Below are 25,494 nucleotides of genomic sequence, written 5' to 3' on the forward strand. Positions count from 1 at the left end.
ACCACCCGCCGCCAGTCAGGCGATCCGGCAGCAACCGACCGTCAATCGTGTTGCGGCCGGTTGGTGGTTTCCCAGGCACCGCCGGTATCGGCCAGCTGTGCCTCGATACATTCCACATCCAGGCTGATCGCGGCCCCTCCCGCCAGCGTCAGCTCGATCCGGCCATCCGGCCCCTCGCCGTTCTGCTCGAAACGGATGGCGAGAAGCGAATAGACGGTATCCGCCTTGCGATCGATACCGAGCGTGCGCACGGCAGACACCCGCTTGAAGGCAAGCGCCGCCCGCCGCCGTTTATAACCCTTGGCGCCGCGGCTTGCCGCTTCCCAGACGAAGCGATTGACCGCGAGCGAGAACTGCCCGCGCTTGGCGCTCCAGTCAATATCCTGCGGCTTGAAGACGCTGTCCTGCATGTGCGCGGAGATGATCTTCAGATCCTCTGCATCCAGCGCCAGCAGCCTCAGTTCCGTCATCTGATCCATTTTTGTCCTCATCACCCACGCTTGGGCCGCGCGGCTTTGCTTGTCAGGTCATGGAGATAGGATGGCCGGATGCACGGTGCAACAGCAGAGCCTCATTCACTGACGCGCTGGACGACCGCGCCGCAGCGGGTGAGCTTTTCTTCCAGCCGCTCGAAACCACGATCGAGATGGTAGACGCGGTTGACGATGGTTTCGCCCTCGGCGGCAAGGCCGGCAATCACCAGCGACACCGAGGCCCGCAGATCCGTTGCCATGACCGGCGCACCCTTGAGGCGCGACACGCCCTCGACGCGCGCCATCTGGCCGGAGAGCGAGATGCGGGCGCCGAGACGCGCCAGTTCCTGCACATGCATGAAGCGGTTTTCGAAAATCGTCTCGGTGATGTGCGAGACACCGGAGGAGCGCGTCATCAGCGCCATGAACTGCGCCTGCAGATCGGTCGGGAAGCCCGGGAAAGGTTCGGTCACCACATCCACCGGCTGGATGCCGTTGCCGTTGCGCACCACGCGCAGGCCGCTCGGCGTCTCAGTGATCTCGGCGCCCGCCTGGCGCAGCGTATCGAGCGCGTTTTCCAGCAGCGCACCATCGGTGCCCTCCAGCGTCACGTCGCCGCCGGTCATGGCAACCGCCATGGCATAGGTGCCGGTCTCGATACGGTCCGGCAGCACGCGGTGGCGGGCACCGGAGAGCGAGGTGACACCCTCAATGGTAATCGTCTTGCTGCCGGCACCGGACACTTTTGCGCCCATGGCATTGAGGCAGTTGGCGAGATCGACGACTTCCGGCTCGCGGGCGGCGTTCTCGATCACCGTCGTGCCGTTGGCGAGCGTTGCCGCCATCATCATCACATGGGTGGCGCCGACGGAGACCTTGGGGAAGCGGTAGTGATTGCCGATCAGGCCGCCTTTCGGCGCCGTGGCGTTGACATAACCGCCGTCGATCTCGATCTCGGCGCCGAGGGCTGCCAGACCTTCGAGGAACAGATCGACCGGGCGCGTGCCGATGGCGCAGCCGCCGGGCAGCGAGACGCGGGCGCGGCCCTCGCGCGCCAGAAGCGGCCCGATGACCCAGAAGCTTGCCCGCATCTTCGACACAAGCTCGTAAGGGGCTGTCGTATCGGCAATGGTGCGGCAGGTGAAATGGATGGTGCGCGAATAGCCATCTTCCTGGCGCTCGCGGCGACCGTTGACGGCAATATCGACGCCATGATTGCCGAGGATGCGCATCAGCCCCTCGACATCGGCGAGATGCGGCACGTTTTCGAGCGTCAGCGTGTCGCTCGTCAGAAGCGAGGCAATCATCAGCGGCAGGGCTGCATTCTTGGCGCCCGAAATCGGAATGATGCCGCGCAGTTCGTTACCGCCGGAAATCTTGATGCGATCCATTCAACGACCACGGGCTTGTCTGCCCGCCTTTCCTTCTCATGCCCGAAAGATGGCGTCCTTAGACGATATCCCCTGCCACTGCAATTTGAATAGGCCCGCGCCGCAAGGCTTTTGCGGCCTTCATTCGCCTGTTTCGTCCACTTTTGCGGCAGGAAGGCCGGACGTCGCATCAGCCTCGCCGGCACGCCTTGCCCGCGACTGCTGCTTGCGGCGCATCAGGTTCTCGCGCAGCTTTTCGGCCGCGCGCGCTTTCCGCCGCTCCGCTTCCGCCTGCTGGCGCGCCTTGCGCTCCGCCTTTGCCTGCTTCGATTCGTCCAATTCGCTCATGAACCCTGCATAACCGAATCCGCGCAAAACCCAAAGCGGCGGGACAATTCACCGGTTTTGGAAAAGAAGTTCAAATTGCGGCTTGCGCTCCCCGGTAAGCTATGGCAGAAGCCCGCTCACCGCAGCGCAGACAAATCTGCAAGCGCGACCTGCTGCCGTAGCTCAGTGGTAGAGCACTCCCTTGGTAAGGGAGAGGTCGGTGGTTCAATCCCACTCGGCAGCACCATCAAACTTCCTGTCAATACGAAGACGAACACTTCAGGTGGTGTCGCCCCAAAGGTTTGTCCCTACGGCAGGCATCTGTGGCCAAAAGTGCCTTTATCGCTGGCCCCAAACGAAATCATGGCCAACTATCAGGTCGGCAGACACCTTACCTTCCAAACCTAAACGTTTGGGGGCACCAGTCTGGTTGCTGCAATTTCGCTATCGGCTTGATGTTTCGACCGACAAACTGGACCACTGGAAACCCATCCGACAGAAGATCGTAGAGCGCCTCAGGGTCACCCAGCGCTTCCGCTGCATCGATACCGGAGCGCCAGCAAAGAAGCCCGCCTCCAGATCGCGATCCGGAGTACGCAGATAGATCATGCATCGGACGAGCAGGTCATAGGCAGAACGATAGGTCTGGAAGCCCGCCGCCATCACTTGGCTCTCTTGCCGGTCTCCGTTTTGAGCCAGACTTGAGAACCCTTTGCCTACGTCGTCAGTATGAAGGATTTCGAACCTGACGTAGTCGGTGTTACGTTTGAGGGTGCGGCCAAGTGGCCGCTCAAAAGCCACGGCATCGAAGTTCGGGTCGCTGTAAACCAGGATGGCTCTGAAAGAGCTTTTTTCATCACCTCCGTCGCCGTGATCTATCTGCGTGACATATGCACCTTCGAGATAAAGATCATCAGTGCCATCTAAGACGAAAGCTTCTCGTCGCCCAAAATGGATGTGGGGTGGCGGACTCGAACCGCCTCTACGGTCTCCCGGCTTGACGATCAGGGTTCAAGCACTTTCTTGCCGATGACGTGTCTCCTCCACCACCTGGCCCCACAGAACCGCAAGAGTATTCACGACAGTGTTGAGCAATGACTTCATAAACGTCTCCATCTGAACATTGAGGTCGCAAAACCAATCAACGCAAAGCCAGATAACGAAGAAACACGCCCCGACATCTCCAATGTTGAATCCCAAGGTCACTAACGCCGAACCAAGAATTTGGTGCAATCATCGCCCATGACCGACTTACAGGCAAGGGACGGCAATCGTCCAAGGTTGTGAAATTCCTTGCGGGGCCTGTTGGATAAACTCTAGAGTGCAAGAAACGGTATGGGGGCCATTGTGGATGCATCGGCGATAAAAACGGACGAATTGATCAAGCCCGATATGCAGGCCGTGCTATCACGCACACACTTATCCCTGACCTTGCATGACTTCCTTCTTCCCGTTTTTGAGGCCGTGTCAAACGCGATGCACGGAATCGAGGCGAAATACGGAGATAAGCAGTCCAGTGAGCTGGGGAAGATTGCGATCAGGTTCGAGCATCCCAACGACCCGCTGAAACTAAAAATTACGATTACTGACAACGGGGTCGGCCTGAACGATGAGAACTACAAGTCCTTCAAAACACCTTTCTCCGGATATAAGCTGAAGGCTCATGGACGTGGTTTCGGTCGCTTCATAGCATTTAAGGTATTTGGCAGATCGGTATACCTCAGCCGATATGAGTTTTTTGCTGACCAGCTGACCCGTTCATTTCAGTTCGATCTCCTTCGAGAAAAGGAATTCATATTTCTGGATGAAGCGCCAGCGTTCGACGAAACCGGCGTCTGCGTGGTCTATGATCAGCTGCTGACACCGTGGCATGAACTCGTTCGAGAACTGCAGTCTAAAGATGTGGCCGACTCGATAGCCAGCCACTTTCTGCCCTATTTTCTCTACCGCTGGCTTCCGGAGATTACGATACAATTCGACGATCTGGAGCCTCAGGACATCAAAGCGCACTTCAGCGCAGTGTTCATCAAGTTCAAGTCGGGGGACTTTGCATTTGAAATCGATGGTGTTTCCGAGACCATCAAGTACGCCCTAACGAAAATACCGAAAACAAAGTCATTCAAGAATCATTGCCTCTTGTTCTCGGCGGCGGACCGGATAGTCGGTGCGCCACGCGACCTGTCCAACAAGCTTGGACAACCGCATTTCCTCGACGAGAAGAATGAAAGCTATATCATCATCGGTGTCGTGAGCAGCACTGCATTTGAGTCCCGGTTGAATGACGCCCGCACCGGACTGAACCTGTCCGCTAAAGCCGTCGAGGGGATCGTCTCGAAGGTGAGTGACGTGATCCAGGCGTCGGAAACCGCTCAGATCGAAAAAATCAAAAGTGAGCAGTCTCACGATTTGGCGGACGCTCTGAAAGAAAATCCAATCCTCCGAATCGGATTAAAGGGTCGAAGCGTTACAGACTATGTTGCCTCGAAGCCGAACAACTGGTCAGCCGAGGAATTCGTATCAGACTTGGCAATCGAACGTTTCCGCGCGTCGAACGATCTCAGTAAACAGATAGCCAGCGTCATGGAGAACCCCGACAGCTATCGGGAAAACATCGAAAGTCTGGCAAGTACCCTTGATGCGAACAAGAAGGAAGCACTCGCCGAATACGTCCTTCACAGGAAAAGCGTAATCGAACTGGTCGAAGCCGCCCGCAAATTCCGGCCTGACGGCGGGCGAACGCCGGAAGATACCATCCACGAGCTTGTCTTCAGGCGGTTCACAGATAATGTCGAAGCCAGCTATTTTGAGCACAACCTATGGCTCATCGACGATGCGCTCGCCTTCCTGCCGTATATATCCAGCGACCGAACCATGCATGGCGGCAATAGGAAAACCGGCGACAAAGTCACCGATATCGCATTTTTCGACGATAGCATGGTTTTGGGCGACAACGACGGGACGACCGTTACGATTGTTGAATTCAAGCGGCCAAGCCGGGATGATTATAGCTTCGGCAATGTCAAAAGTGATCCCGTGCTACAGGTTATAGAGACCTTGGAGAAGGCAACAGAACGAGGGTCCATCACCAAGACGGATGGGACGTTCTTCGCATTTCGTGGGGTGGTTCGTCGCTTCGCGTTTATTATCGCCGATCAGACACCATCGCTGGTCAAAGTCTTGAAAAAGCATGACTTCAAGAACGATTGGAATCCCGAGATTTTCGTTCGGTATAGAGACAACGAAGAAATTTTCATCCAGGCATTTGGATACGACACGCTCGTTGCGAACGCCAAAAAGCGCAATCAGGCTTTCTTTTCGGTGCTCTTGGGTGAGTGAGGCCGAGTTCGTGCAACCAAATATTGCGCCAGGGGAAATTTCTCCCTAAAAAACTGTAGTTGATGATCGCTGGGTCAATCGAAGATGTCCTACAATTTGCACAGCTGCATTTCGGATGAATTCAACGGCTTCGACGAAGGCCAAGTCTTCAGGCTAGATAGTGGCCACGTTTTTCAGCAGAGTGTTCATCACTATCATTACCACTACGCATATCGGCCCCGTGTGAGAGTTTTCCAACAAGGGTCGAATCTCGTCATCCAGGTGGAAGGGGTGCCGGGGGCAGTTCCCGTCCGTGAGATAAGCTGCGTCGAAGAGGGCGCGATTGTTTCTGACTTCAAAGGATATGAAGGCCAGAGCATATTTCAGTTCGAAAATGGCCACGTTTGGGGGCAGGCGGAATACAAATACAGTTATCACTATGCCTATCGTCCGAACGCCATCGTGATTGATGGTATCAATGGGCTCGAACTACATGTCGAAGGAATGGATGAGACTGTCCGTGTGCGACGATTACGTTGAAAAGCCACGCGATGGATGGCGTCGGTATTTGGGCGACTATTCAGGTATCGGTCCCCCACGAGCCAAAAAATCCCTCGCTTCGTTTGTCATCTGCGATCTTGAAATCTTAATCACATACTCATCGCCACCATCGTTGACCCTAAGCGTCCCATTGGCTCGGAGACGCTCAAAGAAACGCCTTAGCTCTCCGTCTTTCGAGATGGCGATGATGTCGGCTGACATCCCCTCTTGCTCTCGGGGATTTCTATCTTCTTCACTCATAATTCTCTCCTATAAGAGGAGGCCCTAAACGTAATCCTCACGGAATAACGTCCGTTAATCGCCTGTTAACCATTATTTCAGACGCTGCTCGCATTTGAATTGAGCGGGCATTTCCATGACGACCGGATACTTACTGGATACATGTGTCTTGAGCGAAACCAGCAGGGTTAGGCCCAATCCGCAGGTACTTCGGTTCATAGAAAGTGCGTCGAACCTCACCATCCCAGCAGCTGCTATCGTCGAGTTTCAACAGGGGATCATGCAGCTTTGTTCTCGTGACCCCGTCAAAGCCGTCAGACTGACCAGTTGGTACCAAGGGCTCATCGCCACCGGCATGCCCATCCTGGAGACTGGAAAGGATGTTGCCGAGGTGTGGGGGGAATCTGGCTGCCGATCCCAAGCTTCGCAATCTCATGGTATCTCATCCGGGGGCGAAAAGAATTCGCTTCGGGCAGGACCTCCATATCGCGGCAGCGGCGATGGTGAGTCAATTGCCGATTGCAACCTTTAATGTCAAAGACTTCCTGCTGATCAATAGCTGCTACCCCCTTCCTGGCATTTACAATCCCCAAGATGACACATGGCACGCTCGGTCGCTAATGTCTCCCCCTCTAGCAGAGCGCGCTAGCTCTTCTCCATAAGATAGCTCACTTTAGAACTTTCTCCACATGTACGTTAGCTGCGTCACCAGCACCGCTCGCGAGGTGTTTCGGTATCTCCTACTTAGCGGCCAACACGCGACCTAAGCTTCCGCATGGGTAGCGACTCCACATATTGAACTTCCCGATCGGCGGTGTACGGCAGTTCGATCCCCCACGTCCGCATTCGTGTGACGGCTTCTTTCCCAGAAATGCCAAGCCTGATCGTAACGATGCGCAGGCTAAGGGCTCCAGCCGACCACCCTTCCAGAATCGTCCGCTCGTATTCTGGATGTTCCGGCTTGAAGTGGCTGTTGTCCCCGTTTCGGAAAAGATCGATGGCCTTCAGAATGCAACTAACGGCCTCCTCGTCGGACATGTAACCAGCTTGGAAACCTGTCACCGAGGGCCAAGATTCCTCGTGCCACCACCTGGGTGACCGTGTGTATCGTTCGTTGCCGCCAAGTTCGAACCGCCAGTAACTCCCGCGCGCACGAAAATAAAAGTGATGTCCGTCTAGCCGTCCCTCTGCCTGCACCGGCGTCCAGCCCGATAAGTGGTACAGTTCGAAATCCCTTAGCCATTCCAGCTCCCCCTCGGGTATCAGCTGAGAGATGCAACCGTTGAAGGTCGAAGGGAGCGTCTTCGGGATCGTCAAACTCCAGGCCAAAACCAGCGTTGGCCATGGCGCGGAAAAACTCCGACATCTTGTGTGCCACCCTAGGCGGGGTCCAACTGTCGTCATTGCGAATGTAGCCCGCCTTGTCGGCGAGTTGCTCGACCTCTCGCCTGTCTTCTGCCGACATCTTTTTGAAGGTGATCGCGTAGGTGCAGGAGCCGTTGCTCCAAAGTGGCTTTAGAACCAGCTTGCTGGACATTTCGATTTACTCCGTTGGGTACAGACACATCCGGTCGGGTTCAAAGCTCGATCACGAAACCATGGCGATACCCGTTTTTGCCACGTTCATGGCGATAGCCGAGTGGGTTACAGATCACCCGCGTGTTTCCCTCGACGTAGTCTTGAAATTCATGGACGTGGCCGTGAATCCAGATATCTGGCCGCCTCGTCTGGATGACATCAGTGAGATCGCTGGCGAAAGCAGCGTTGGTGGCATCACCCTGGTACTGTTTCAGCAACGACCGTGGAGACGGCGCATGATGCGTTAGGACCACGGTCTTGCCGGTCCAAGATTTTGCCATCTCACCAGAGATAAATGCCCTGCTCTCCATATGCCTGGCGATGATCTCGCGGCTTGTGATGAGCCGAGGCATTCCCTCACGGAAGCGAGGCGAGCCATAGATTTCGCGGAAATCGAGCATGCTTCTTCGGCAGAAGTACAAGGCGGCCTCGGCACGATCAGGAAGCGGCAACTCATCGTCGATTCCCCACGGAACCCGATAGTCAGTCCAGAGCGTCGCGCCGATGATCCTGACGTGATCGATTTCGAGCGTTTCGTTTTCCAGAAGATGGATGTTGCTTTCGTCGGTGGCCTTTCGCCCATCCGACAGGGCACCGTCGATGGTGTTCCCATAATAGTCGTGGTTCCCAAGCACCACGACGACCGGAATCGTTGGAGCAATCCGCCGTTTCAGGAATTCGAGGCCGAACGCGAGGAAACCAGATAGGTCGCCTGCGCAGACGCAGATATCGGCTTGAGGGATGTCAATTTCGGTAGTCATATCGGCGTGAGTGACGTGCATGTCACTGATGATCCATGCTTTCATGGCTGTACCTTCAAGGATGTGGGGAAAGAGGCGCAGGATGCTGCGCATCGTTGGCCGTAAAAGAGTGCGAAGCTTCAGGCCAAGGTCGCTATGCATGGCAGTGCGTCGAGCTTAGCCGCCATCTTTGCGACCTGATCGGCCGAAACTCTCCCCTTCTCCTCCAGCTCGTCGGCAATAGCCTCCACGAGTTTCAGGTGACTGCGGACAATCTGCTTCGCCCGTTCAAATTCGACCCGCAGTACATCGTCCACCCAGATTGCGACGCTAGGGTCGCGAAGGCGAAGTGTCTCAAGGTCCCGGTCGCTCTTCGCCAGGCTATGACGAAGGCGACTACCCATGCCCATACCGCTCTGTAACATTGTGGCGATGCGCGTCGCTTGGGCCAGATCAGAGTTCGGGCCTGCACCAGCTCCGTCGCTCACCGCTCCAAGGAGCACTTCTTCAGCGGCAATCCCCGCCAGCAACACTGCAATTCGATCCCTGTAGGTTCTGACGGTGCGGTATGCGACGTTGGGTACCTCGAAGTATGCCCCACCACCCGGCACCGTCTCACTGTCATTGCGCGTGTGATCGATGATCATGGCACCGTAGAACTTGCCATGATCAAGCGCGACGACCGCGACGGTATGGCCCGCCTCATGAACCGCGAGCGCCCGCCGCAATTCGCCTGTGATCGCCACCATTTCTGGCAGCGATTTCACGATGTCAGCCACTGCCACATCACGTTTGGCCCGTCGGGCAAGACGTTTGGCATCTCGGGCCACCTTGGCGAGATCAGCTCCGGAAAACCCGTTGGTGGCTGCCATCAACTTTGGATGGTGCTTTCTCGGCAGAGGCTGACCGAGCTGTTGCTGAAGGATGGCGATCCTGTCTGACGCAGTGGGGAGGGGAATAGCAATATGTCTGTTCAATCGCCCGGGCCGCAAAATGGCAGGGTCGATACGATCCAGAGCATTGGTTGCACCGATTACGACGACGCCTTGACGCCCATCGAGCCCGTCCAGGTGTTCGAGAAACCCGTTCACCACCTGTGTGCTGTAATCTCTGTTATCAGCCGAGAAGGAATTGCGGTCGCCGAAGCTGTCCAACTCATCACAAAATAGAATGCAGGGCGCTGTTTCCTTCGCCTTTTCGAAGTCACCTCTCATAGCCTTCAGGAGGTCACCAAGATGCCCCCTTGCCTGCCATCGCGCCAGAGACGTCGCGATGATTGGCACATTGCATTGTCGGGCAAGTGCGGCGGCAAATTGCGTCTTTCCGACGCCTGGCGGTCCTGATAAAATAATCCCGGTATCGACTTCCGACCAATCGATCTTACCTCGCTGCCAGTCGATCAAGTCCTGGGCAAGCTCAAGTCCCCAATCCTTGGCTTGGCCATAGCCGAACATGTCCTGCAACGGCGGCAGGCTTTCACTCTTGGCACTCGACGGTTTGGCATCGAGGGCAGAAGCCTCGGCCAGACGCGCCAACGCGTTCCCGATTGGACGACCTCGCCGCAATGCCGCCCAAACATGCAGTAGCGGATAAGACATCGCCGCTTCCGCTTCAGAGGGACTGACGTCCATCTGATAGGCAATCCGGCATCCGATCCGAAAGTCCATTGTCGAGATCGGGGGGATGTCGACTTCGACGTCAACTTTCAAGGAGACTTGAACAGGAAGTTCGGCACCCTGTTCCCTGAAAATGAGAAGGCGGCGCTTTCGGCTGAAGTCCCCATCCATCCTCTTGAGAATGGTCCTTGGCTTATCGGTAGCCGCAATCATCATGTAGGCGATATCATCGCGATCCGCAGAAAATCGAAGGACGAGATTTTCGGCGCTTGCGTCGTAGTCCTCGCCAGATCGGTCTGATGGAACATTCAACAGGACCACGCTGTCAGCACCTCTGATAAAGTCAGGGGCCTTCCTGAGTGCCCGTTTAAGCGTGCAGTACAACGCTGCGTCCTGCGGTGTTTTCAGGGAATGGTTTGTTTTAGGCACAGTTATCCTCCTCGCAGCCTGAGGCGCGAATTTTCGAACAGGGAATTTTGTGGTGATGGGTCAGCCGCGATAGCGGCGAACAACGGTCTCTGGCCCGATCAGCGCGGTGTCGAGATCGATCTCGATCAGACGCGCAACGACCATATTTGCCAAACCACGTATCGGCTTGGTTTCCTGGAATACGGTAAGGCTCTCAGCCAGGGTCAGGGATGATTGTTCATCCAGAGCGGACAGCAATCTCACCCTGTCCCCCAAGCTCACTTCACCGCCCGAGCATTGAAGCAGGTCCTTGCAATTCTTCAGACGGATCGGATCGATGTCTCCACGCGACATCGTCCGGTATGTGAACCCTTCGCGGATGATTGCCTCGGCAACCCACTGGGGCGGGCGACGCTGCCCAACGGCATCGATCACCAGGACATCAGACTGACGTTCGGCGACGAAATCGGGAGAGTAGGTATCAAACCCCTGGCGCAGCTGTAGAGACCGGCAGTTCCAGCTGGAAATCTCGTCTTCGAATTCCAACAAGCACGCCACATCACGCGCCAATTGGTCCCTGGCGGCGAAACGGCCCACGCAACGGTTGAATTTGGGCTGGGAGAGAATGGTTTGCGACGTACGGGACGTCTTGCCAGAAGGCAACGACTGAATACTCATCTACACAACTCGAATATACACGCAATTGATGACGGCCCCTCGCGAGGCGGTGGATCAGCGGGATATTCGTATGATGTGTAGGGTCACGCTTTTCATGGCCAGAACAGATAGGGAACATCATGAAGCGTGTCAACGGTCTTTTTTGCGGAGGAGGCGATGCGGACCGTGAACCTTATCAACCAACTGCGTTCGCCAAAGCATCCTTCAATTCAGTCGTGGTCAGACTTTTCACATGCTCTGGGCTGTAGTGGAGCACGGCACCATCGACTTTTAAGGCGGTCCCTATGTTCATGCTTTGCTGCAACTTTAGCTGCCCTAGCCTGGCACCAGTGGCCGGGTCCAATAGACGGATGCCGACGATTGCGCTCTGGATTGCCTTGGAGATTGGATCGGTCATTTTGTGTTTGTTCCGGCCTCATTGTTTCGGACCGCAGCGGCGAATTCTGCAAAGGACGGCCTTTTACTTCGGCAGTACGACTATCCCGTTCCATGTCTGTGGCGCTTACGGATTTTGATCCGAAAGTAGTCGTGTATCCCCTGCTTCAGCGTACACGGACATAAAAATCGCTTTTCGATATTGTGCAATATTATATTATATGCAATTTATGCAATATGCGAGGACGCCCTAAACGACTGTTAAACCCGGACCTATGCTTGGCGTTAGATCGGCGGCGAGTGAAGCTTGGCTTATCGCTATCAGGAACGGCAGCCCTGATGGGCGTTCATCCTTCCACATTGATCCGCGCCCTGCGTACCAACGCAATGTCGCCGGACATGACGAAGGCAGCGCAGCAATTCTTAAACGAATTTGCAGGCGACCCCACGGGGACGCCAAACGAATTGCATGAAGTATTGCTTTTATTGCAGAAATTAAATAAGATAACCCCTAGACTTCAGGCGGCCCTTGAAATCGCCCTTGATGGGGTGCAGGTGGTAAAATAGGAGATTGACCATGACTGCAACCAAGCACCTCATCGCTATGATACAAAGCCATGCCGCAGGCGATGATGATCGCTTTCTGGCAATAGTAGAAAATATAGCGGCCGATGCAGACCGCTCTGGCCGGGTGAAGGTTGCGGGAGAAATTCGGGGACTTGTGGATCGAGTTCGACGTGATCGAGCGTCCCGTCCAGTGAAAGGGCCAATTCCGATTGCCTCTCCGAGGGGTGAATTGGCAGGGCTGGTGCGCGCATCGTATCCAGAAACCAATTTAACTGATTTAGTGCTCAATCCAGACCTAAGCCGTCGTATCAGGGGTATCGTTCGGGAGCACAAAGATCGCCATCTACTTGAAGCGCGTGAACTCAGTCCGCGTCGAAAGTTTCTATTCTCCGGGCCTCCTGGCACTGGAAAGGGAATGACTGCAGCTGCCATTGCTGGCGAATTGGGGCTCCCGCTGTTCACAATATTGCTGGATGGCGTCATCACGAAGTTCATGGGCGAGACGGCATCGAAGCTTCGCCTCGTCTTTGAATCGATGACTAGCGCTCGCGGAGTGTACTTTTTTGATGAGGTGGACGCACTAGCATCCCGTCGCGACGCCGATAATGACGTCGGGGAAGCCCGGCGGATGCTTAACTCCTTTCTACAGTTCCTGGAAGACGACAAATCCAGTAGCGTAATTGTGGCGGCGACCAATCACAGGACGCTTCTCGATCCAGCAATTTTCAGGCGCTTTCATGCCGCCTTTTCTTACGCTAGACCGAATGCTGAGGAAGCTCAGAGAGTAATCCGCAATCACATGCTCCAATTTAATCTGAACAATATTGATTGGGAGGCCATCGCTTCCGGAATGAACGGGCTCAGCCAAGCTGATCTGGTAGCAGTTGCCGACGATGCTGCACGAGACTCCGTGCTTGATTACGACGGCGCAATGTCGACGGAAATCCTGATGCGAGCGATTGCTGATCGGAAAGCTTTGCACAACGAATGATTGAGAGTTGACATAAAGAAACTACCGTCGCATCTATTTGTTTAATATACAGATATGATGGTTGATATGGCTCTCTTTCCTCATCTGCATGCGCGTAACATTGGTCTCGCTTCAAAAGAGTTTCGCGCAGTTGGTAGAGGCGGCACGAAAGAGCCATCTCCTGTAGAAGATAGGCGTCAGCACGCGCAAAAACTGCGTTCCGATTTAGAGGTGGTGGCCTCGCAGCTAGACGAAATTCGTAAAGAACAAGCCACTATTAAAGTGCCGCTCAAACAGCGGGGTATGGCGATTGCCATCGAAAGCCGGGAAGACGAATCGCTCTTTGTCAGCGCTACAGCGAGGTCCACCACCCAGGGCCTCAAGTTGCTGACACTTCAAGTTAATCCGGAAAAGTTGCAGCAGCGTAATCAACCTGCTCATGACTTGGCGAACTTCTTTGTTTCGCGCGACAGTATTAAGTCACTTCTAAAAGCACTTGGTAAGTACGAGCTATGGACTGACGAGGACGGCGACTTTACCGATATTCTGGGAACTGACGAAACTGAAACCTCGCGGCGTCCGGCAAACTTTAAGTTGTTTGAAAGTGCCTCGCTCATCCGCGCTGCCAATCTGCGAGATTTTTGGACCGATGAAATCGATAAATTCCCCCGGAAAAAGAGCCAAACGACTTGGGAGGTTTGGACACGCCTTGAATACGAAGAAGTGTTCTCCAAAACCCTAAACGCACTGGAGATCAGTTGCGAGGGGCGTCCTACGCAGTTCATCGAGACAGCAGTTCGCAACATACGTGCCACACCAGACGAGATGCAAATTCTTATTCGCAAAAGTGGCGCGGTAGTTGAGTTACGGAGTGCTTCTTCATTCGTATCGGATTACATGAATTCACTACCCGACGCGCAAGGTGGAATAGTCACGGAGCTAGCCAGACGGGTTGTGCCCGCGCCAGCTTCGGCTCCCCGGATAGCTATCCTTGATACGGGTGTTAATCCAGCCAACCCCCTCCTTAGGTCCTCGCTTCCCAGATCGAGATGCTACACAGTCAGCGATGACTGGGCTGTAACTGATCACGATGGGCATGGCACCAAAATGGCCGGGGTCGCGCTCTTCGGCGACTTAGCAGATGCTGATTCTGGCAACTCCCCAATCCAGTTGTCCGCTTCATTGGAGTCTGTGGTCGTTACAGCGCCGGTCGGTGGTAACGATGTTCCCGCATACGATGCTATTCAAAAGGCTATTGAGCTTGTCGAAAGCGAAGAAGCCGCGCGGGTGTTCTGCTTAGCGCAAACCGCTGCTGGTGAACCTGAAGATGGACGGCCGACATCTACATCAGCGGTAGTAGACAAGTTAGCCTATGCCGACGGTAAGAATACGAGATTAATCTGCGTTGCTGTTGGCAACGTTGATCATTCTGACAGTGAGCCATATCAGGTTGCCGAGTATATCGAGAGGAACCGTCGACACGGCATTCAGTCTCCGGCACAAGCTTTGAACGCTCTTTCAATTGGGGCATTCACCAACAAAGCCAACGGCACGGTGCCTCTAGTGGCCCCGGCTGGCGACCTGTCGCCGACATCACGTACGTCACAGGAATGGATTGCACGCGCCGCAAGGAAACCAGACATTGTAATGGAGGGCGGTAACTTCCAAATAGATCGCGGTGGAATTTTCTCCCGGCCTTCAGCTCGGAATCTAGTGCTGACGACTTCACGCGCGGCTTCTTCTAGTCCTTTGGCAATGACAGGGGAAACTAGTGCAGCTACTGCTGCTGCAGCCCATTTAGCCTCGCGTTTGATGGCGCGATATCCTTCGTTCAGAACGGAGACCATCAGGGGAATGATGGTCCATAGCGCTGAGTGGACACCCGCCATGGTCGCACAATTAACGGACTTGGGACGTTCTAACTCGGTCAGCGACCCTTGGGCGACGTTGTTAAGCCGCTTCGGTTGGGGCACACCCAACGAGCAACGCTTGTTTAGTAGCACCGAAAGCGACATGACGTTGATCGTAGAAGACAGTCTGCGACCATATGAGCTAAGCGACAGCGATCAGTTGCGCTTGAGAGAAATGAAATATTTCAAGTTGCCGTGGCCGACTGCCGAATTGAGAGCGCTCAATCAAACCGAGGTCGAAATGCGGTGCACGCTCTCCTACTTCATCGAGCCTGATCCCAATGCGATTGCGCGTAATCGTTACGACCGCTACCCCTCTCATCGCCTCAAATTCGATCTCCGCAGGTTCGGAGAATCGGATGCAAAAGCTCAACTGCGTTACAATGCTCTTGCCGAGGATGATCTTAGCTCGGGCGCAACCGATGATGGTTGGATCGCGGGGAAGCGCTTAAGTGGGAATGGAACGCTGCAACACGATATATGGAGAGGACCGGCGTACCGACTTGCGGAACGGGATGGAATTTCTGTGGCACCCGTCAAGGGCTGGTGGTCTGACATCCGTCAGAGCGAACGGTATCGGAGGAAGATACGCTTCTCCTTGATGGTCTCTATTCGTGTACCCCAAGGCACCGCCAATATTTACCAACCGGTGAGCGCAGCAATTCAGAACCTGGTGGCGGTCTAAAAGACGAGGAGACAGAGTCGCACGGTATGTCTAGGCTCGCGCCATCACATCACCATAGAGTACGTAGGCGAATGAAGTTGTGGACGCGCCGCGAGATGCATCTCTCGACCTTCGCACCGACTCCGCGAGGGTTTCACGACTGCGGAGGAAAAGGTCGAGTGAACCGATCACGAGCTTGCTTGCGTGTTCATCACGAACAGCCCAAAGCGGAGCCAAAACTCCTCCAAAACCGTTGTTGGTAAGCGCGCTTGCCCACCCGCTCGCCATTCCTAACTCTAAAGTGGAGGCACCGACTTCACAGGCATTTAGAACAAACAAACTGCGGTCCCTTCGACCCAGCTTAACCCCACTCTGGGCAACTTCATTAACGGTGAGGTGTTTCCCTCCGGACATCTCAATGCTCGACGGGCGGTCCGCGTTTCCGCATTTGCCATGACCAGCAAAGTGGACGACCTTGACCTTTGCCTCAGGTGGTGACTCCAAGAAATGCAAGATTGCGTCGTACGTGGGTTCATGCTCGACGGCTTCGAGGTTATCTCGCAACCAGCGCCCCTCCTCATGGGCCGCAGGTAAGTCTCGGTCCTGATAGGAAGGGACAAAACTGGCGACAATCCCGTCCGCAAATGATTGAGCTAGGCCTGTGTGAGAGGAACTGGGCCACCGAGCTACCGGGTGGCTGAAGAAAAGATGATCTTTCCCTTCACCATCTATTTTAGGACACATCATTTCCCATGGTACATAAGGTTCATCAGAGTAAAATTGGATCGGGAAACAAGGCCCAATTTCAGCTACCAAGGAGAGGTAATGCTCCTGAAATGCCGATGGCGTCCGACCCCAAATCTCTTCACCAATTGATTTCAATGTTCTTGCATGATTACCCGGCTCCAATGTTGGGCAAAGCTTGAGTAGGCTTTCGGCGTATGCCCGGGTAGACGGACCCAGAGTGAGCTGACCGTTCGACTGACGCCTGCCTGATCCCAGGCGGTTTGAGTAAGTTACCCATCGGTAGGTGCCGTCTAAGTCAGTGCCTTCGCGATTGATAGATACGACGAAGTCTGATGCATCGAGCGAAGCCTTGATTTGTGCCGGTGCGGTGAAGTTGGGAGTTCGGCTCGCATCGTTGCCGCTCAATTGCACGTGTGGACGGCTTTCGATCCCTTCTGCCTTCTCTTTCTCAAGCTGAACGAGCGGAAATGTCCGCCTAGCAAAGCCACATCTTCTTCCTTTGTAGAAAAATTGCGCCGTCAGCTGAGCGAATCCAGACGCTTGCGCGCTTTGGTCCACTTGCGCATGAATCATCGCAGGCGACGATCTCTGTCCTCGGCGTAATTTCACCTTTGCCCTTGCCGTCTCCTCATCGAAAATAAGTTGCGCCGAGTCTACGACGACATCAACGTTCAGTGTCTGCCAATGTGCAGATACGTCGTCAATGACAGAAGAACCACCATCCGTGAATTCGTCCGCCTCTTCTTCTAAGTAAATGAGAACTACGACATCACTGCCCACATTGAGTTCGCCCTTCACAGAGATATGTGGGTATCGCTCCAAAGATAGCCGCTCTTCTTCCACTACTGAAGCGGTTTCCTGATGCCAATTGTCGAAAGCGACGTCGGCAGCATCCCGACCAGCTGAGCGGAAGGGTGCCTTAATCTCGATATTTTCTTCGACGCGCTCTACGTGGGGATGCCGCCTCACCAGCGCGAGTAGGAACGACGCAGAGTTCACTGAGGCGACCTGCGCTTCCAACTTCGCCACGCCTTCAGAAAACTCAATCTGCAAGGAAAGCAACGAACCGAGGAATTCGCCCTCAAATACATCGATGATATAGTGCCAGCTGTCGTCCGGTAGGGATACGGATGGCGAGCGGTAGTTAGCATTCCGCAACGAAGGATCAGTCATCGACTTAACCGTCCTTCAACAGCGCCAACGACAACAAATACGTCTCCCGCCGTATGCAATCCGTCTCCGCTCACGCTTACAGTATAGTGGCCAGATACCAGCGACACTGAGCAACTGTAAGTTCCGCCCCGAGGATACATGAGCGCTTTTTTGCTCTCACCGAGATCACCTTCCCGGACAAAAGTCGCAGTCAGATTTTGCCGATACGCGTTTAAGGTTGCCGAGATCACAATCGGCCCATCGGCGTCATAGACGTCGCCTACGTCGATGGAAATATTCCCTGGGTCATTGGACACGCGGAATTTCCCCAAATCGATTGTTGTTCCTTGTATGATGCCTTTCAAATGCGTCAACGCAGTCTCAGCATTCGGCAAAACCGCGTGGGTATTGGCAAAATAAACGCCAGCAGCTGAAGCGTTGTCATCGTGAATAGCTGAAACCCGGGGGACGGTACCGTCACCACGCATGTCTCGACCTTCGTAGTCATGTAGCAATTCGACGCGCCCGTCAGATTGAAGGCGAGCGGACTGAAACGTCGGCTGATCAATACCCACTACAGGAACTATTCTAACCTGCTGTCTAGCGTAATCAGTGTCTCGGAGGTTTGCAGCATATGCATCCAAAATTTCATCATGAAACTTTCGCGCTTCGATAGCGCGCTGAAGGTCCATGTTGGGCAGTTGCACCTCATAGACCCTCTTAAGTGGTCCACCTCCGTCGTTAACGACGGGGTATATTGGTAGCAGTTGATACAGAGATTGAAATGACCGGAAGGCACGAGACCCGTCTGCAAGAGTAATGCCGCCCACCGACTTCTTGAGCCCATTGCATATCCCGTCGACGGCGTTCAGAGAACCTCGATAGGGCGTGCCCAAACTAATGAGCATCCGAGTTTCTCTCCATCCCTCCAAGCACTCAATGAAGTAGCGCGATACCAGCCCACCCATAGAGTGAGCAATAAGCGTGATCTTGGCCTTTTCGTTTCCGCTTTTTTGTCGCCAATCGGAAAGTTTCTCTTGACAGAATCGAGCCAATTTCCTCGCGGAAACGCGGTTGTCCCGTCGCCAGTCATAGGGAAACTCAAAATAGTTCACGTTCTTTTCGAGAGCTAAATTGGCAAGGAGGCTATGGGAAACAATAGAGTATCCTCCAATTTTCCAAAGCCCTGGTACCACCTTGATATTGGAAATAAGGGCTGTTGCCTCTATCCCATCGCCAAGGTCATCGTCGCCGTTGTCAGAACCGGTGATTTCGAGAAGATCGAGAGAGTCATTTGCGACCATGTCCCAAAGCGACCTGGCGGAATTGCCCCAGATGACATCACCGTCCTTCATCAGGACGGAGCCGGTAATTCCTGGAAGAAAGATAACAAGATCAGGATGTTTGGTCATATCAAGCCAGAGACGATTCTATGAGATTTGTTTGATTGTCGATCATGTCTGAAACAACCTCTCGGTGTCAAATGGTGATCAAAAGCAGAACAGCAAAACTCCCGATTGGGCTCGTGATGACACGCGCGATCCGCCATCAGCCCGGGCCTCGTGACTCGCGTAGTTGGAGCAGAACAAGCTGCGATTCGCTATCAGCTACCGCAGGTGATGCGGCCGCAAAGTCCTATTAACTATATTTCCAACCCGCATGTTTCCGCGCTAGACTCTCGGTACCGCCGCTGACTATGTTCCGCCCCAGTTTCAAACACGGAGCCCCACGATGATACGCATCGTCAATCTAGGAAAGACCTTCCTCAGCTCCATCTGAAGTAGGGACACTGTGTCCTCTACCTCCGGATGGGCTGCCACCCATGTGCGCCCAGGAGGTATCTATGCGCCCATCGAAAAATGTGCTGCACCACGTGTTGGTGCGTCGTGCCATTCTGACCGAATTGCGCTCCGGAAACGGAGAAGGCGTTCATTCTCGTTTCCAGGTTTTCCAGGATGGCGGGATTGATGCCGATAAGAACGCAATGGTCGGGATGCGTACGTCCAAATGGTAAGCGCGACCAGCTTTTGCCCCACCCCCCACGATGAACCAGAACTTTGGGTGCCGCCACGTCTTCACGGTGGCGCACGCAACGTTCCTGTGAAGCACATGCTGAAAACCAACGGCGCATCGGTGTTCGACAACCGCCAAGTACAGCATGAAAGCGAGCTTGAGCAGCAGGTATCTGCTGTCATCCAGGCCCGCCACGGCATCGTGGAAGTCCGTTCCCAGTTCCCGAAGGTGACGTATGTCGATCCGGAGGGAAAACTGCGGGAACACATCTTCGATTACTGGGCCCGGTTCAAAAGCGGTTTCCGTTTGGCCATTGCAGTCAAATACGAGCGCGAAAAAGCCGAACTCCACCCGGTCTTTGCTGGTGTTCAGACAATACATCGTGCGCTGTTCGATGACATGAGGATCATGACTGAGCGGCACGCGACCAAGGACGATTTTCGCAATGCAAAGACCATCCTCTGGTCTCGCGAATTTCATGATGAGGATCATGTACGCACGCTGTTGAGCGACCTGCATGGGCAGAGCGGTAGCCAGATACAGTTCTTCCAGCTGTATGCTCCGCATGTCGAACGGACGGATCGCACCATCGCGATCTGGCGGCTGATCGATCTGCAGGTCCTCAAACCTGTTCAACGCGGCCGGGTCAATGAACTGACCTGGTTCACCATCAACCTCTAGCCAACCCAAATCCTGCCCTCACTCAGACACGTCGTGCCTGAGCACGGCGAAGCTATGTCCAAAGGAAAGAAGATGACCGAATACACTCCGATCACCGAAATGGGCCCACTAGACCGTTTCACCTACCGTGGCACCAACTGGGTCCCTGTTGACTACGACAGCAAGGAATACCGTTTCCAACGGGAGACGGACCACCGTTTCGAGACGCGTATTTCCCACGCTGAAATCCGCCAGGCGCTGAAAAACGAGACGGCATCGGTCCACTACAATTTCCACACCAAGACGGAGACGAAACTGCGCCATATCGTCGGCGACAAGCGCGTCGACGACTTCAAACCGCGTAACGTAGCCATCGCTCGTTTCCACGAAGCGTTGATCCTTCGCTATGAGCAGCATTGCGCGGAAACTGGTCGCAAGCTCCCCCGTAGCGAGAAACTTGCGGGTTTGCTCAAGAAATGGAGCCTCGAAATCCAGATCGAGGCCCAGGAACTGACAGAACAGGAGGGCACCAAGCGCAAGACGCGCTGCGATGCCAGCACGAGCTTTTTCAACACGCCATCGGTCCGCAGCTTTAACCGTCATTTTCGCGAGTACATGAGCTGCGGTCGTGATGTTCGCGCTCTCATTTACCGTCGCAATGGACCCGGGTTCCGCAATCAGAAGGTCGAATGCGCCGAGAGCTATGCGATCTGGCTGGAGGAAGCACGCAACTATGCCAGCCGTCGTAAGCCGTCGAAGGCGAAGCTGCTGCGTGATGTCCACGCCCGCATCGCGGAGGAGAACAAAAAACGCGTGGGGAATGCACCGCTCATTGCTCCCGGGCGCAAGCGTTTCGAAGCTCTGATTGATGCCATGGACGAATTCGAGGTCGTTGCGGGCCGTGAAGGGCTTCCATTCGCTCGTGCCCAGTTTAAGCCGAAGATGGATTCCTACGATACCGAACGTCCTGGCGAACGCGTCGAGATGGACGATTGGAATGCCGATGCCATGACGGCCATGCAGACGTGCGGTTTCTTTCAATTGCTTCCCAAGGCAATCCAGGAATACCTGATCGACAACCCGCAACGCATTTGGTTCTGCGGTGCTGTGGACACGGCCACCAACTATGTGCTGGCACTCAAAGGAGGACGCAATCCGTCCTCGGCCCTTGTCGTCGATACCCTTGAAATGGTGATGACCGACAAGACGGATATTGCCAAGCTGGTGGGTGCGAAGACCCCGTGGTTCGGCGTTCGTCCTGAGGTAGTCTACACTGACAACGGTTCGCCCTACATCGCCGACGCGACGCGTGATGCATTCCTCATGTGCAAGATTGCGTTGACGCGTCCACCCGCCGGTCAAGCGTGGAAGCGCCCCTTTATCGAGAGCCTGTTCAAAACGCTCGCGCGCGACATCATGATGTTCTTCGACGGACGCACCTTCTCGAACGTGGTGGAGAAGAACGACTATGACGCTGAAAAAAACGCGGCCCTGGCTGTCGACGAATTCATCAATCTGGTGATCCGCGCAATCTGCGACATCCACCACAACCGCCCGTCTGCACGCCTCAACAATCTGACGCCGCACGAAGCCTGGGTTCAGAAAACCAAAACCTATCGTGTACGTGCGATGCCCGGTCGCCACGAGAAGCGCCATATCTTCGGTGTGACGAAGAAACGCGTCATCGACAGCGCTGGTGTGACGGTTCACGGAATTCCTTACAACTCTGATATTTTGCAAACCTTCCGCCGCAAGGATGGTTCTAAGGAATACCCGGTGCGCATCCACCGCAACGATCTCTGGGCCGTGTCAGTCTTTACTGGGGAAGGTTGGCTGACGGTCGAAAATCGCATCGGTATGCCGACGAACATCTCTCTGGCAGAATGGTACCTTGCCAAGCAGGACCTCAATCGCCGCAACGGGGTGAAGTCCGAAGCCAACCTGCCGATCATGTACGAGGCGATCAACGTCATGCGTCGTGCTGGTACCAGCGCCGCAATGCGCGCGGGAATCTCCCTTCATACACTGCGCCCGGAAGAGATTTCGCACGCTACCGACCAGTTGTTCGAAGGCCGCCCGTTCACTGAGGAGGACAAGGTCGACGAGGTGGAACTGCACGAAGACGACATCGCCTACGACCCGCTTCACGACGGCTACGTCGGTCCCCAAGGCGGTGAGTTTGCCGGTCCTCCGACCATCGAGGAGATGCTTGAAGGCATTGCGGAAGCTGCCGCCTATTCCGACAACAACGATGATGAACCTTCGCATTTTGGAGAGATCGAATGACCGACGCCAGCATCGCCATGAAAGTCCCCACCATGACCCCGTCGGACCGTAAGCTCCATCTCCATAAGCTGTACCTGCGCTACGCAAAATTTCATGAGGTCGGCGAGCACCTTGATGCGCTTATTGCCAACGCGAAAGCCTGCCGTGAGGGCGGTGGCTTCAAGGAACGCGCCCTCTTCGTGATCGGTGAATCTAATACGGGGAAGTCGCGCATGCTGGAGGAGCTTTTCCGCGAAAAGGCGAGCTTCCAACCGTACCGGGATGAGGAGGGCGAGTGGGTGCGCCCCTTGATCAGTATTGAAGCGCCGTCGCCGTGCAGTTCCAGGGAACTCGCACTGAAAATCCTGAAGGAGCTTGGTGCTGTCGTTCGCAAAAAACGAATTAGCAATCCGGAGCTGTATGATTTTCTGAAAGATCAGTTGCGTGATCAGAAGGTGGAGTACCTGCATATCGACGAAATGCAGGACACGGTTCTCCACAACACGGAGTTCGCCATCAAATCCGTCCAGAGCGACGTGAAGAGCCTTCTCCAGATTAAGGACTGGCCCCTGCATGCCATTTTCTCTGGCGTCGATGAGTTGGCAAACTTCATCGAGGGAGGCGATGGCCAGATCGACAACCGCTCAAACACCGTTCGTCTTGAACTGTTGAAAGACCCAAGGGACCTGAGGGCGGCTGAACAGATTCTGTCCAATATCGTCGTTAAGCACGCAGGCCTTGAACCCGGCTGGGCTGAAAAGGACGAGCTTCCGGCACGCCTCATACTGGCAGGGCAAGGACGCTTCGGCACGATCTGTGACGACGTCAAAAAAGCCTGCTTTGCCGCGATTGACGCTAATCGCCGCAAGGTCACTCTGTCTGATTTTGAAGGTGTGTACCAAATCCGCAAGGCACCGTTGCCCCAGGACAACCCTTTCCGTGGAACCAAGTGGAGGGACATCCTTCCACAGAATGCGCTCGCTGACAGGCGCAAACCAGTATCCAAACGAAAGAAGTGATGATGTTCGGTTCAAAGCTTGCCCGCCAGGTCGCTCTCCATGATGACGAGTGCCAAGTAATGTTCGCTTCCAGGTTGGCGAAGGCCAACGGCTACCGTGACCTGGAAGAGTTTTGCTGGATGACCAGCCTGTCGCTGTCCGGCCTGCAGGCCATGAATGATGAGACCGCAGGCTTGTTGTCGGCTTGGTCTGGCGTCCCGGCAGCACGCCTCAGCAAGTTCGCATTGACCGGTAACAACGTGACGAGTTTCGGGGCGACATCCGTCCGGCGGTCACAGTTGGAAATGGCATCGCTCCGAGTTTGCCGCCATTGTCTCTGCCATGACATGCTTGCAGGGCACGGTCGCGCGGTAACACGTCCTTATGTTCGTGCTGTGTGGCGGTGGATGGCGATTGGCACATGTCCGATCCACGGGGGCGAACTTGAAGTGATCTCCGCAGACGATATCACCGCATGGATCGCACGGCGCGGTGACGCACTGGGTTTGAACCTTCCTGAAATTCGCGAGCCGGACCTGGCTGATGTCTACTTCTCTAACCGCGTGAACGGCGCAGGAAAGGCATCCGAGTTTCTGGACGAACTCCCGGCCTATGTGGCGGCAGAGTTCTGCACCGTCATCGGGCATTTTAAAAACCTTCCTGAGGACGGGCGTGCGCGAAACCGCATTCCGGATGGATTCATGAATGGCTCCAGCCGCCGGGAGGGCTTCCTGATTGCCAAGCAGGGCAAAGAAGCGGTCCTGTCTTTTCTCTCCCACCACGTTCATGCGGCTATCGAAACTGCCACCGAGTTCATGGATATCTATGGCGTAGCACGTCGTTGGCTGCGGAAGTTCGTGGATGACCCTGACTATCGACCGGTCGTTGAGCTGTTTCAGCGCCACGCCGAGCAGCACATTCCCATGGAGGCAGGCGATGTCTTCCTCACCGAAGTCAAGGAACGTCAAGTCCACACCGTTCGCTCTGCGGCCGTCGAGTACCAGCTTACAGCTGACCGGGTGACGAACGTAATCGAGAAATACGGCTTCACTACCGGCACCCCGGATGGTGGTGTTAAGGCCGCACGCGTGTTTCCTCGTGCAGCTCTGCATGAACAGCTGGTTCTGGAGACGCAGCTCCTCACGACACCTGAGGCAGCCAGCCTACTGGGCTGCACATGGCAATTCCTCGACATCCTGCTGCAGCAGGGACACCTGCCGTATCATGCGAACTCGAAGGACTATGCAAGGGTATTCCGACGCATCTCTCGTGAAAGCGTGGCGCGCCTCATGGCACGGCTCAAGGCGCAACGAAACTGTATGTCAAACGAGGGACTTGTCTCGATCCACATCGCAACCACAATCTGCCATTGCAAGGTGTCCGAGATTGTTGCTCTCATTTTCGGCGGAAAGCTGACGAAGGTGTCGTGGTCAGGCGATGAGCTGCTCCTTAAGAACTTGCTCGTCGATCCCCAGGAGGTTCTTCCGCATGTGGCTCTTGATGAAGCGGATAACTATCTCGATGTTGCTGCCTTGGAGAAAGCACTGCGCACCACGACAGCCACAATCGATGAACTCCTCAAGCGTGAGTTCCTCCCAGTGCAGATGCGGCGTCACCCCCGGACTCGGGTCAACCAGCGTTTTGTCCATCCGGTTGCCGTCGAGCAATTTCTGGAGAAGCACATTTCATTGAGCACGATGGCCCGCGAGAATGGCAAACAGATTGCCGGTTTGAAACAGACGTTGGACAAGGAAGGGATCAAACCGATCTTTGAACCGACCGGCAAGATTGCCAGATTTTATCGAAGGTCTGAAGTTCAACGGCTTGGACTGGCGTGACGACGCTTTCCATAATGAACGTTAAGCCCGCGAAAGCGGGTTTTTCTTTG

At 54.9% G+C, this 25,494-nt stretch carries 21 protein-coding genes and 1 tRNA gene; 12 read left to right on the top strand and 10 right to left on the bottom strand.

Annotation, left to right across the window (positions count from 1 at the left end; translation table 11 throughout):
• Nucleotides 1-41 precede the first annotated feature (41 nt).
• The 3 genes from G6N78_RS03080 to G6N78_RS03090 form a co-directional block, all read right to left on the bottom strand.
• Entirely contained in the window at nucleotides 42-470 is a 429-nt protein-coding gene (locus tag G6N78_RS03080; RefSeq protein WP_165221209.1) for a DUF2948 family protein, read from the bottom strand.
• A 101-nt stretch (nucleotides 471-571) separates the two neighbouring features.
• The gene (gene murA / locus G6N78_RS03085; RefSeq protein WP_165215684.1) at nucleotides 572-1,864 is read right to left on the bottom strand and encodes a UDP-N-acetylglucosamine 1-carboxyvinyltransferase; all 1,293 of its coding nucleotides are present in this window, start codon (nucleotides 1,862-1,864) and stop codon (nucleotides 572-574) included.
• Nucleotides 1,865-1,984: 120 nt separating this feature from the next.
• The gene (locus tag G6N78_RS03090; protein ID WP_165215685.1) at nucleotides 1,985-2,191 is read right to left on the bottom strand and encodes a hypothetical protein; all 207 of its coding nucleotides are present in this window, start codon (nucleotides 2,189-2,191) and stop codon (nucleotides 1,985-1,987) included.
• 151 nt (nucleotides 2,192-2,342) lie between these two features.
• Between G6N78_RS03090 and G6N78_RS03095 the strand changes: the two genes are divergently transcribed.
• From G6N78_RS03095 to G6N78_RS03110, 4 genes are all read left to right on the top strand, one after another.
• Nucleotides 2,343-2,417, top strand: a tRNA-Thr gene (locus tag G6N78_RS03095).
• Between the two features lie 482 nt (nucleotides 2,418-2,899).
• Nucleotides 2,900-3,097 (top strand): hypothetical protein, encoded by a 198-nt coding sequence (locus G6N78_RS03100; protein ID WP_165215687.1) that lies wholly within the window; start codon nucleotides 2,900-2,902, stop codon nucleotides 3,095-3,097.
• A 408-nt stretch (nucleotides 3,098-3,505) separates the two neighbouring features.
• Nucleotides 3,506-5,506 (top strand): ATP-binding protein, encoded by a 2,001-nt coding sequence (locus tag G6N78_RS03105; protein ID WP_165215688.1) that lies wholly within the window; start codon nucleotides 3,506-3,508, stop codon nucleotides 5,504-5,506.
• An 84-nt stretch (nucleotides 5,507-5,590) separates the two neighbouring features.
• Nucleotides 5,591-6,025, top strand: a complete 435-nt coding sequence (locus tag G6N78_RS03110; RefSeq protein WP_165215690.1) for a hypothetical protein — start codon at nucleotides 5,591-5,593, stop codon at nucleotides 6,023-6,025.
• Between the two features lie 36 nt (nucleotides 6,026-6,061).
• On the opposite strand, the gene G6N78_RS03115 is transcribed toward G6N78_RS03110, so the two are convergent.
• The 5 genes from G6N78_RS03115 to G6N78_RS03135 all read right to left on the bottom strand — a co-directional run bounded on the left by G6N78_RS03115 (nucleotide 6,062) and on the right by G6N78_RS03135 (nucleotide 11,682).
• On the bottom strand, nucleotides 6,062-6,286 hold the full coding sequence (locus tag G6N78_RS03115; RefSeq protein ID WP_165215692.1) for a hypothetical protein: 225 nt from the start codon (nucleotides 6,284-6,286) through the stop codon (nucleotides 6,062-6,064).
• Between the two features lie 1,556 nt (nucleotides 6,287-7,842).
• On the bottom strand, nucleotides 7,843-8,745 hold the full coding sequence (locus G6N78_RS03120; protein ID WP_234905869.1) for a metallophosphoesterase: 903 nt from the start codon (nucleotides 8,743-8,745) through the stop codon (nucleotides 7,843-7,845).
• A complete protein-coding gene (locus G6N78_RS03125) occupies nucleotides 8,724-10,628 on the bottom strand; it encodes an AAA family ATPase (protein ID WP_165215698.1) in 1,905 nt (634 codons plus the stop codon). Before G6N78_RS03125 ends, G6N78_RS03120 begins: the two co-directional genes overlap by 22 nt.
• Before the next feature lie 60 nt (nucleotides 10,629-10,688).
• Nucleotides 10,689-11,285, bottom strand: coding sequence for a hypothetical protein (locus G6N78_RS03130; RefSeq protein WP_234905870.1), 597 nt, complete (start codon nucleotides 11,283-11,285; stop codon nucleotides 10,689-10,691).
• 175 nt (nucleotides 11,286-11,460) lie between these two features.
• Nucleotides 11,461-11,682 (bottom strand): hypothetical protein, encoded by a 222-nt coding sequence (locus tag G6N78_RS03135; protein ID WP_165215700.1) that lies wholly within the window; start codon nucleotides 11,680-11,682, stop codon nucleotides 11,461-11,463.
• Between the two features lie 317 nt (nucleotides 11,683-11,999).
• Here G6N78_RS03135 and G6N78_RS03140 point away from each other — a divergent pair, with 317 nt between their 5' ends.
• The 3 genes from G6N78_RS03140 (at nucleotide 12,000) to G6N78_RS03150 (ending at nucleotide 15,792) form a co-directional block, all read left to right on the top strand.
• Entirely contained in the window at nucleotides 12,000-12,227 is a 228-nt protein-coding gene (locus tag G6N78_RS03140; RefSeq protein ID WP_165215701.1) for a hypothetical protein, read from the top strand.
• 10 nt (nucleotides 12,228-12,237) lie between these two features.
• The gene (locus G6N78_RS03145; protein WP_165215703.1) at nucleotides 12,238-13,218 is read left to right on the top strand and encodes an AAA family ATPase; all 981 of its coding nucleotides are present in this window, start codon (nucleotides 12,238-12,240) and stop codon (nucleotides 13,216-13,218) included.
• A gap of 66 nt (nucleotides 13,219-13,284) precedes the next feature.
• Nucleotides 13,285-15,792, top strand: coding sequence for a S8 family peptidase (locus G6N78_RS03150; RefSeq protein WP_165215705.1), 2,508 nt, complete (start codon nucleotides 13,285-13,287; stop codon nucleotides 15,790-15,792).
• A 30-nt stretch (nucleotides 15,793-15,822) separates the two neighbouring features.
• On the opposite strand, the gene G6N78_RS03155 is transcribed toward G6N78_RS03150, so the two are convergent.
• On the bottom strand, nucleotides 15,823-17,691 hold the full coding sequence (locus G6N78_RS03155) for a CHAT domain-containing protein (protein ID WP_165215706.1): 1,869 nt from the start codon (nucleotides 17,689-17,691) through the stop codon (nucleotides 15,823-15,825).
• A complete protein-coding gene (locus G6N78_RS03160; protein WP_165215708.1) occupies nucleotides 17,688-19,082 on the bottom strand; it encodes a lipase/acyltransferase domain-containing protein in 1,395 nt (464 codons plus the stop codon). The genes G6N78_RS03155 and G6N78_RS03160 overlap by 4 nt, the downstream gene beginning before the upstream one ends.
• A gap of 431 nt (nucleotides 19,083-19,513) precedes the next feature.
• Between G6N78_RS03160 and G6N78_RS03165 the strand changes: the two genes are divergently transcribed.
• From G6N78_RS03165 to G6N78_RS03185, 5 genes are all read left to right on the top strand, one after another.
• Entirely contained in the window at nucleotides 19,514-19,684 is a 171-nt protein-coding gene (locus G6N78_RS03165) for a hypothetical protein (RefSeq protein ID WP_157835782.1), read from the top strand.
• Nucleotides 19,685-19,779: 95 nt separating this feature from the next.
• Entirely contained in the window at nucleotides 19,780-20,364 is a 585-nt protein-coding gene (locus tag G6N78_RS03170) for a hypothetical protein (protein WP_165215710.1), read from the top strand.
• Nucleotides 20,365-20,436: 72 nt separating this feature from the next.
• Nucleotides 20,437-22,629, top strand: coding sequence for a TnsB C-terminal domain-containing protein (locus G6N78_RS03175; protein WP_165215711.1), 2,193 nt, complete (start codon nucleotides 20,437-20,439; stop codon nucleotides 22,627-22,629).
• On the top strand, nucleotides 22,626-23,627 hold the full coding sequence (locus G6N78_RS03180) for a TniB family NTP-binding protein (protein WP_165215713.1): 1,002 nt from the start codon (nucleotides 22,626-22,628) through the stop codon (nucleotides 23,625-23,627). The genes G6N78_RS03175 and G6N78_RS03180 overlap by 4 nt, the downstream gene beginning before the upstream one ends.
• Nucleotides 23,627-25,444 carry a TniQ family protein gene (locus tag G6N78_RS03185; RefSeq protein ID WP_165215715.1) on the top strand — a complete coding sequence of 606 codons (1,818 nt, stop codon included), beginning with the start codon at nucleotides 23,627-23,629 and terminating at the stop codon, nucleotides 25,442-25,444. Before G6N78_RS03180 ends, G6N78_RS03185 begins: the two co-directional genes overlap by 1 nt.
• Nucleotides 25,445-25,494 lie beyond the last annotated feature (50 nt).

This window comes from Allorhizobium pseudoryzae, from assembly GCF_011046245.1.
Lineage (GTDB): Bacteria > Pseudomonadota > Alphaproteobacteria > Rhizobiales > Rhizobiaceae > Neorhizobium > Neorhizobium pseudoryzae.

Coding starts and splice junctions, on each gene's coding strand:
- G6N78_RS03160 (WP_165215708.1), bottom strand. CDS start 19,082: ATGACCAAACATCCTGATCTTGTTATCTTTCTTCCAGGAATTACCGGC.
- G6N78_RS03135 (WP_165215700.1), bottom strand. CDS start 11,682: ATGACCGATCCAATCTCCAAGGCAATCCAGAGCGCAATCGTCGGCATC.
- G6N78_RS03110 (WP_165215690.1), top strand. CDS start 5,591: ATGTCCTACAATTTGCACAGCTGCATTTCGGATGAATTCAACGGCTTC.
- G6N78_RS03170 (WP_165215710.1), top strand. CDS start 19,780: ATGCTGAAAACCAACGGCGCATCGGTGTTCGACAACCGCCAAGTACAG.
- G6N78_RS03145 (WP_165215703.1), top strand. CDS start 12,238: ATGACTGCAACCAAGCACCTCATCGCTATGATACAAAGCCATGCCGCA.
- G6N78_RS03115 (WP_165215692.1), bottom strand. CDS start 6,286: ATGAGTGAAGAAGATAGAAATCCCCGAGAGCAAGAGGGGATGTCAGCC.
- G6N78_RS03165 (WP_157835782.1), top strand. CDS start 19,514: ATGCGCCCATCGAAAAATGTGCTGCACCACGTGTTGGTGCGTCGTGCC.
- G6N78_RS03180 (WP_165215713.1), top strand. CDS start 22,626: ATGACCGACGCCAGCATCGCCATGAAAGTCCCCACCATGACCCCGTCG.
- G6N78_RS03175 (WP_165215711.1), top strand. CDS start 20,437: ATGACCGAATACACTCCGATCACCGAAATGGGCCCACTAGACCGTTTC.
- G6N78_RS03105 (WP_165215688.1), top strand. CDS start 3,506: ATGGGGGCCATTGTGGATGCATCGGCGATAAAAACGGACGAATTGATC.
- G6N78_RS03185 (WP_165215715.1), top strand. CDS start 23,627: ATGATGTTCGGTTCAAAGCTTGCCCGCCAGGTCGCTCTCCATGATGAC.
- G6N78_RS03130 (WP_234905870.1), bottom strand. CDS start 11,285: ATGAGTATTCAGTCGTTGCCTTCTGGCAAGACGTCCCGTACGTCGCAA.
- murA (WP_165215684.1), bottom strand. CDS start 1,864: ATGGATCGCATCAAGATTTCCGGCGGTAACGAACTGCGCGGCATCATT.
- G6N78_RS03080 (WP_165221209.1), bottom strand. CDS start 470: ATGACGGAACTGAGGCTGCTGGCGCTGGATGCAGAGGATCTGAAGATC.
- G6N78_RS03155 (WP_165215706.1), bottom strand. CDS start 17,691: ATGACTGATCCTTCGTTGCGGAATGCTAACTACCGCTCGCCATCCGTA.
- G6N78_RS03140 (WP_165215701.1), top strand. CDS start 12,000: ATGGGCGTTCATCCTTCCACATTGATCCGCGCCCTGCGTACCAACGCA.
- G6N78_RS03100 (WP_165215687.1), top strand. CDS start 2,900: ATGAAGGATTTCGAACCTGACGTAGTCGGTGTTACGTTTGAGGGTGCG.
- G6N78_RS03090 (WP_165215685.1), bottom strand. CDS start 2,191: ATGAGCGAATTGGACGAATCGAAGCAGGCAAAGGCGGAGCGCAAGGCG.
- G6N78_RS03120 (WP_234905869.1), bottom strand. CDS start 8,745: ATGCATAGCGACCTTGGCCTGAAGCTTCGCACTCTTTTACGGCCAACG.
- G6N78_RS03150 (WP_165215705.1), top strand. CDS start 13,285: ATGGCTCTCTTTCCTCATCTGCATGCGCGTAACATTGGTCTCGCTTCA.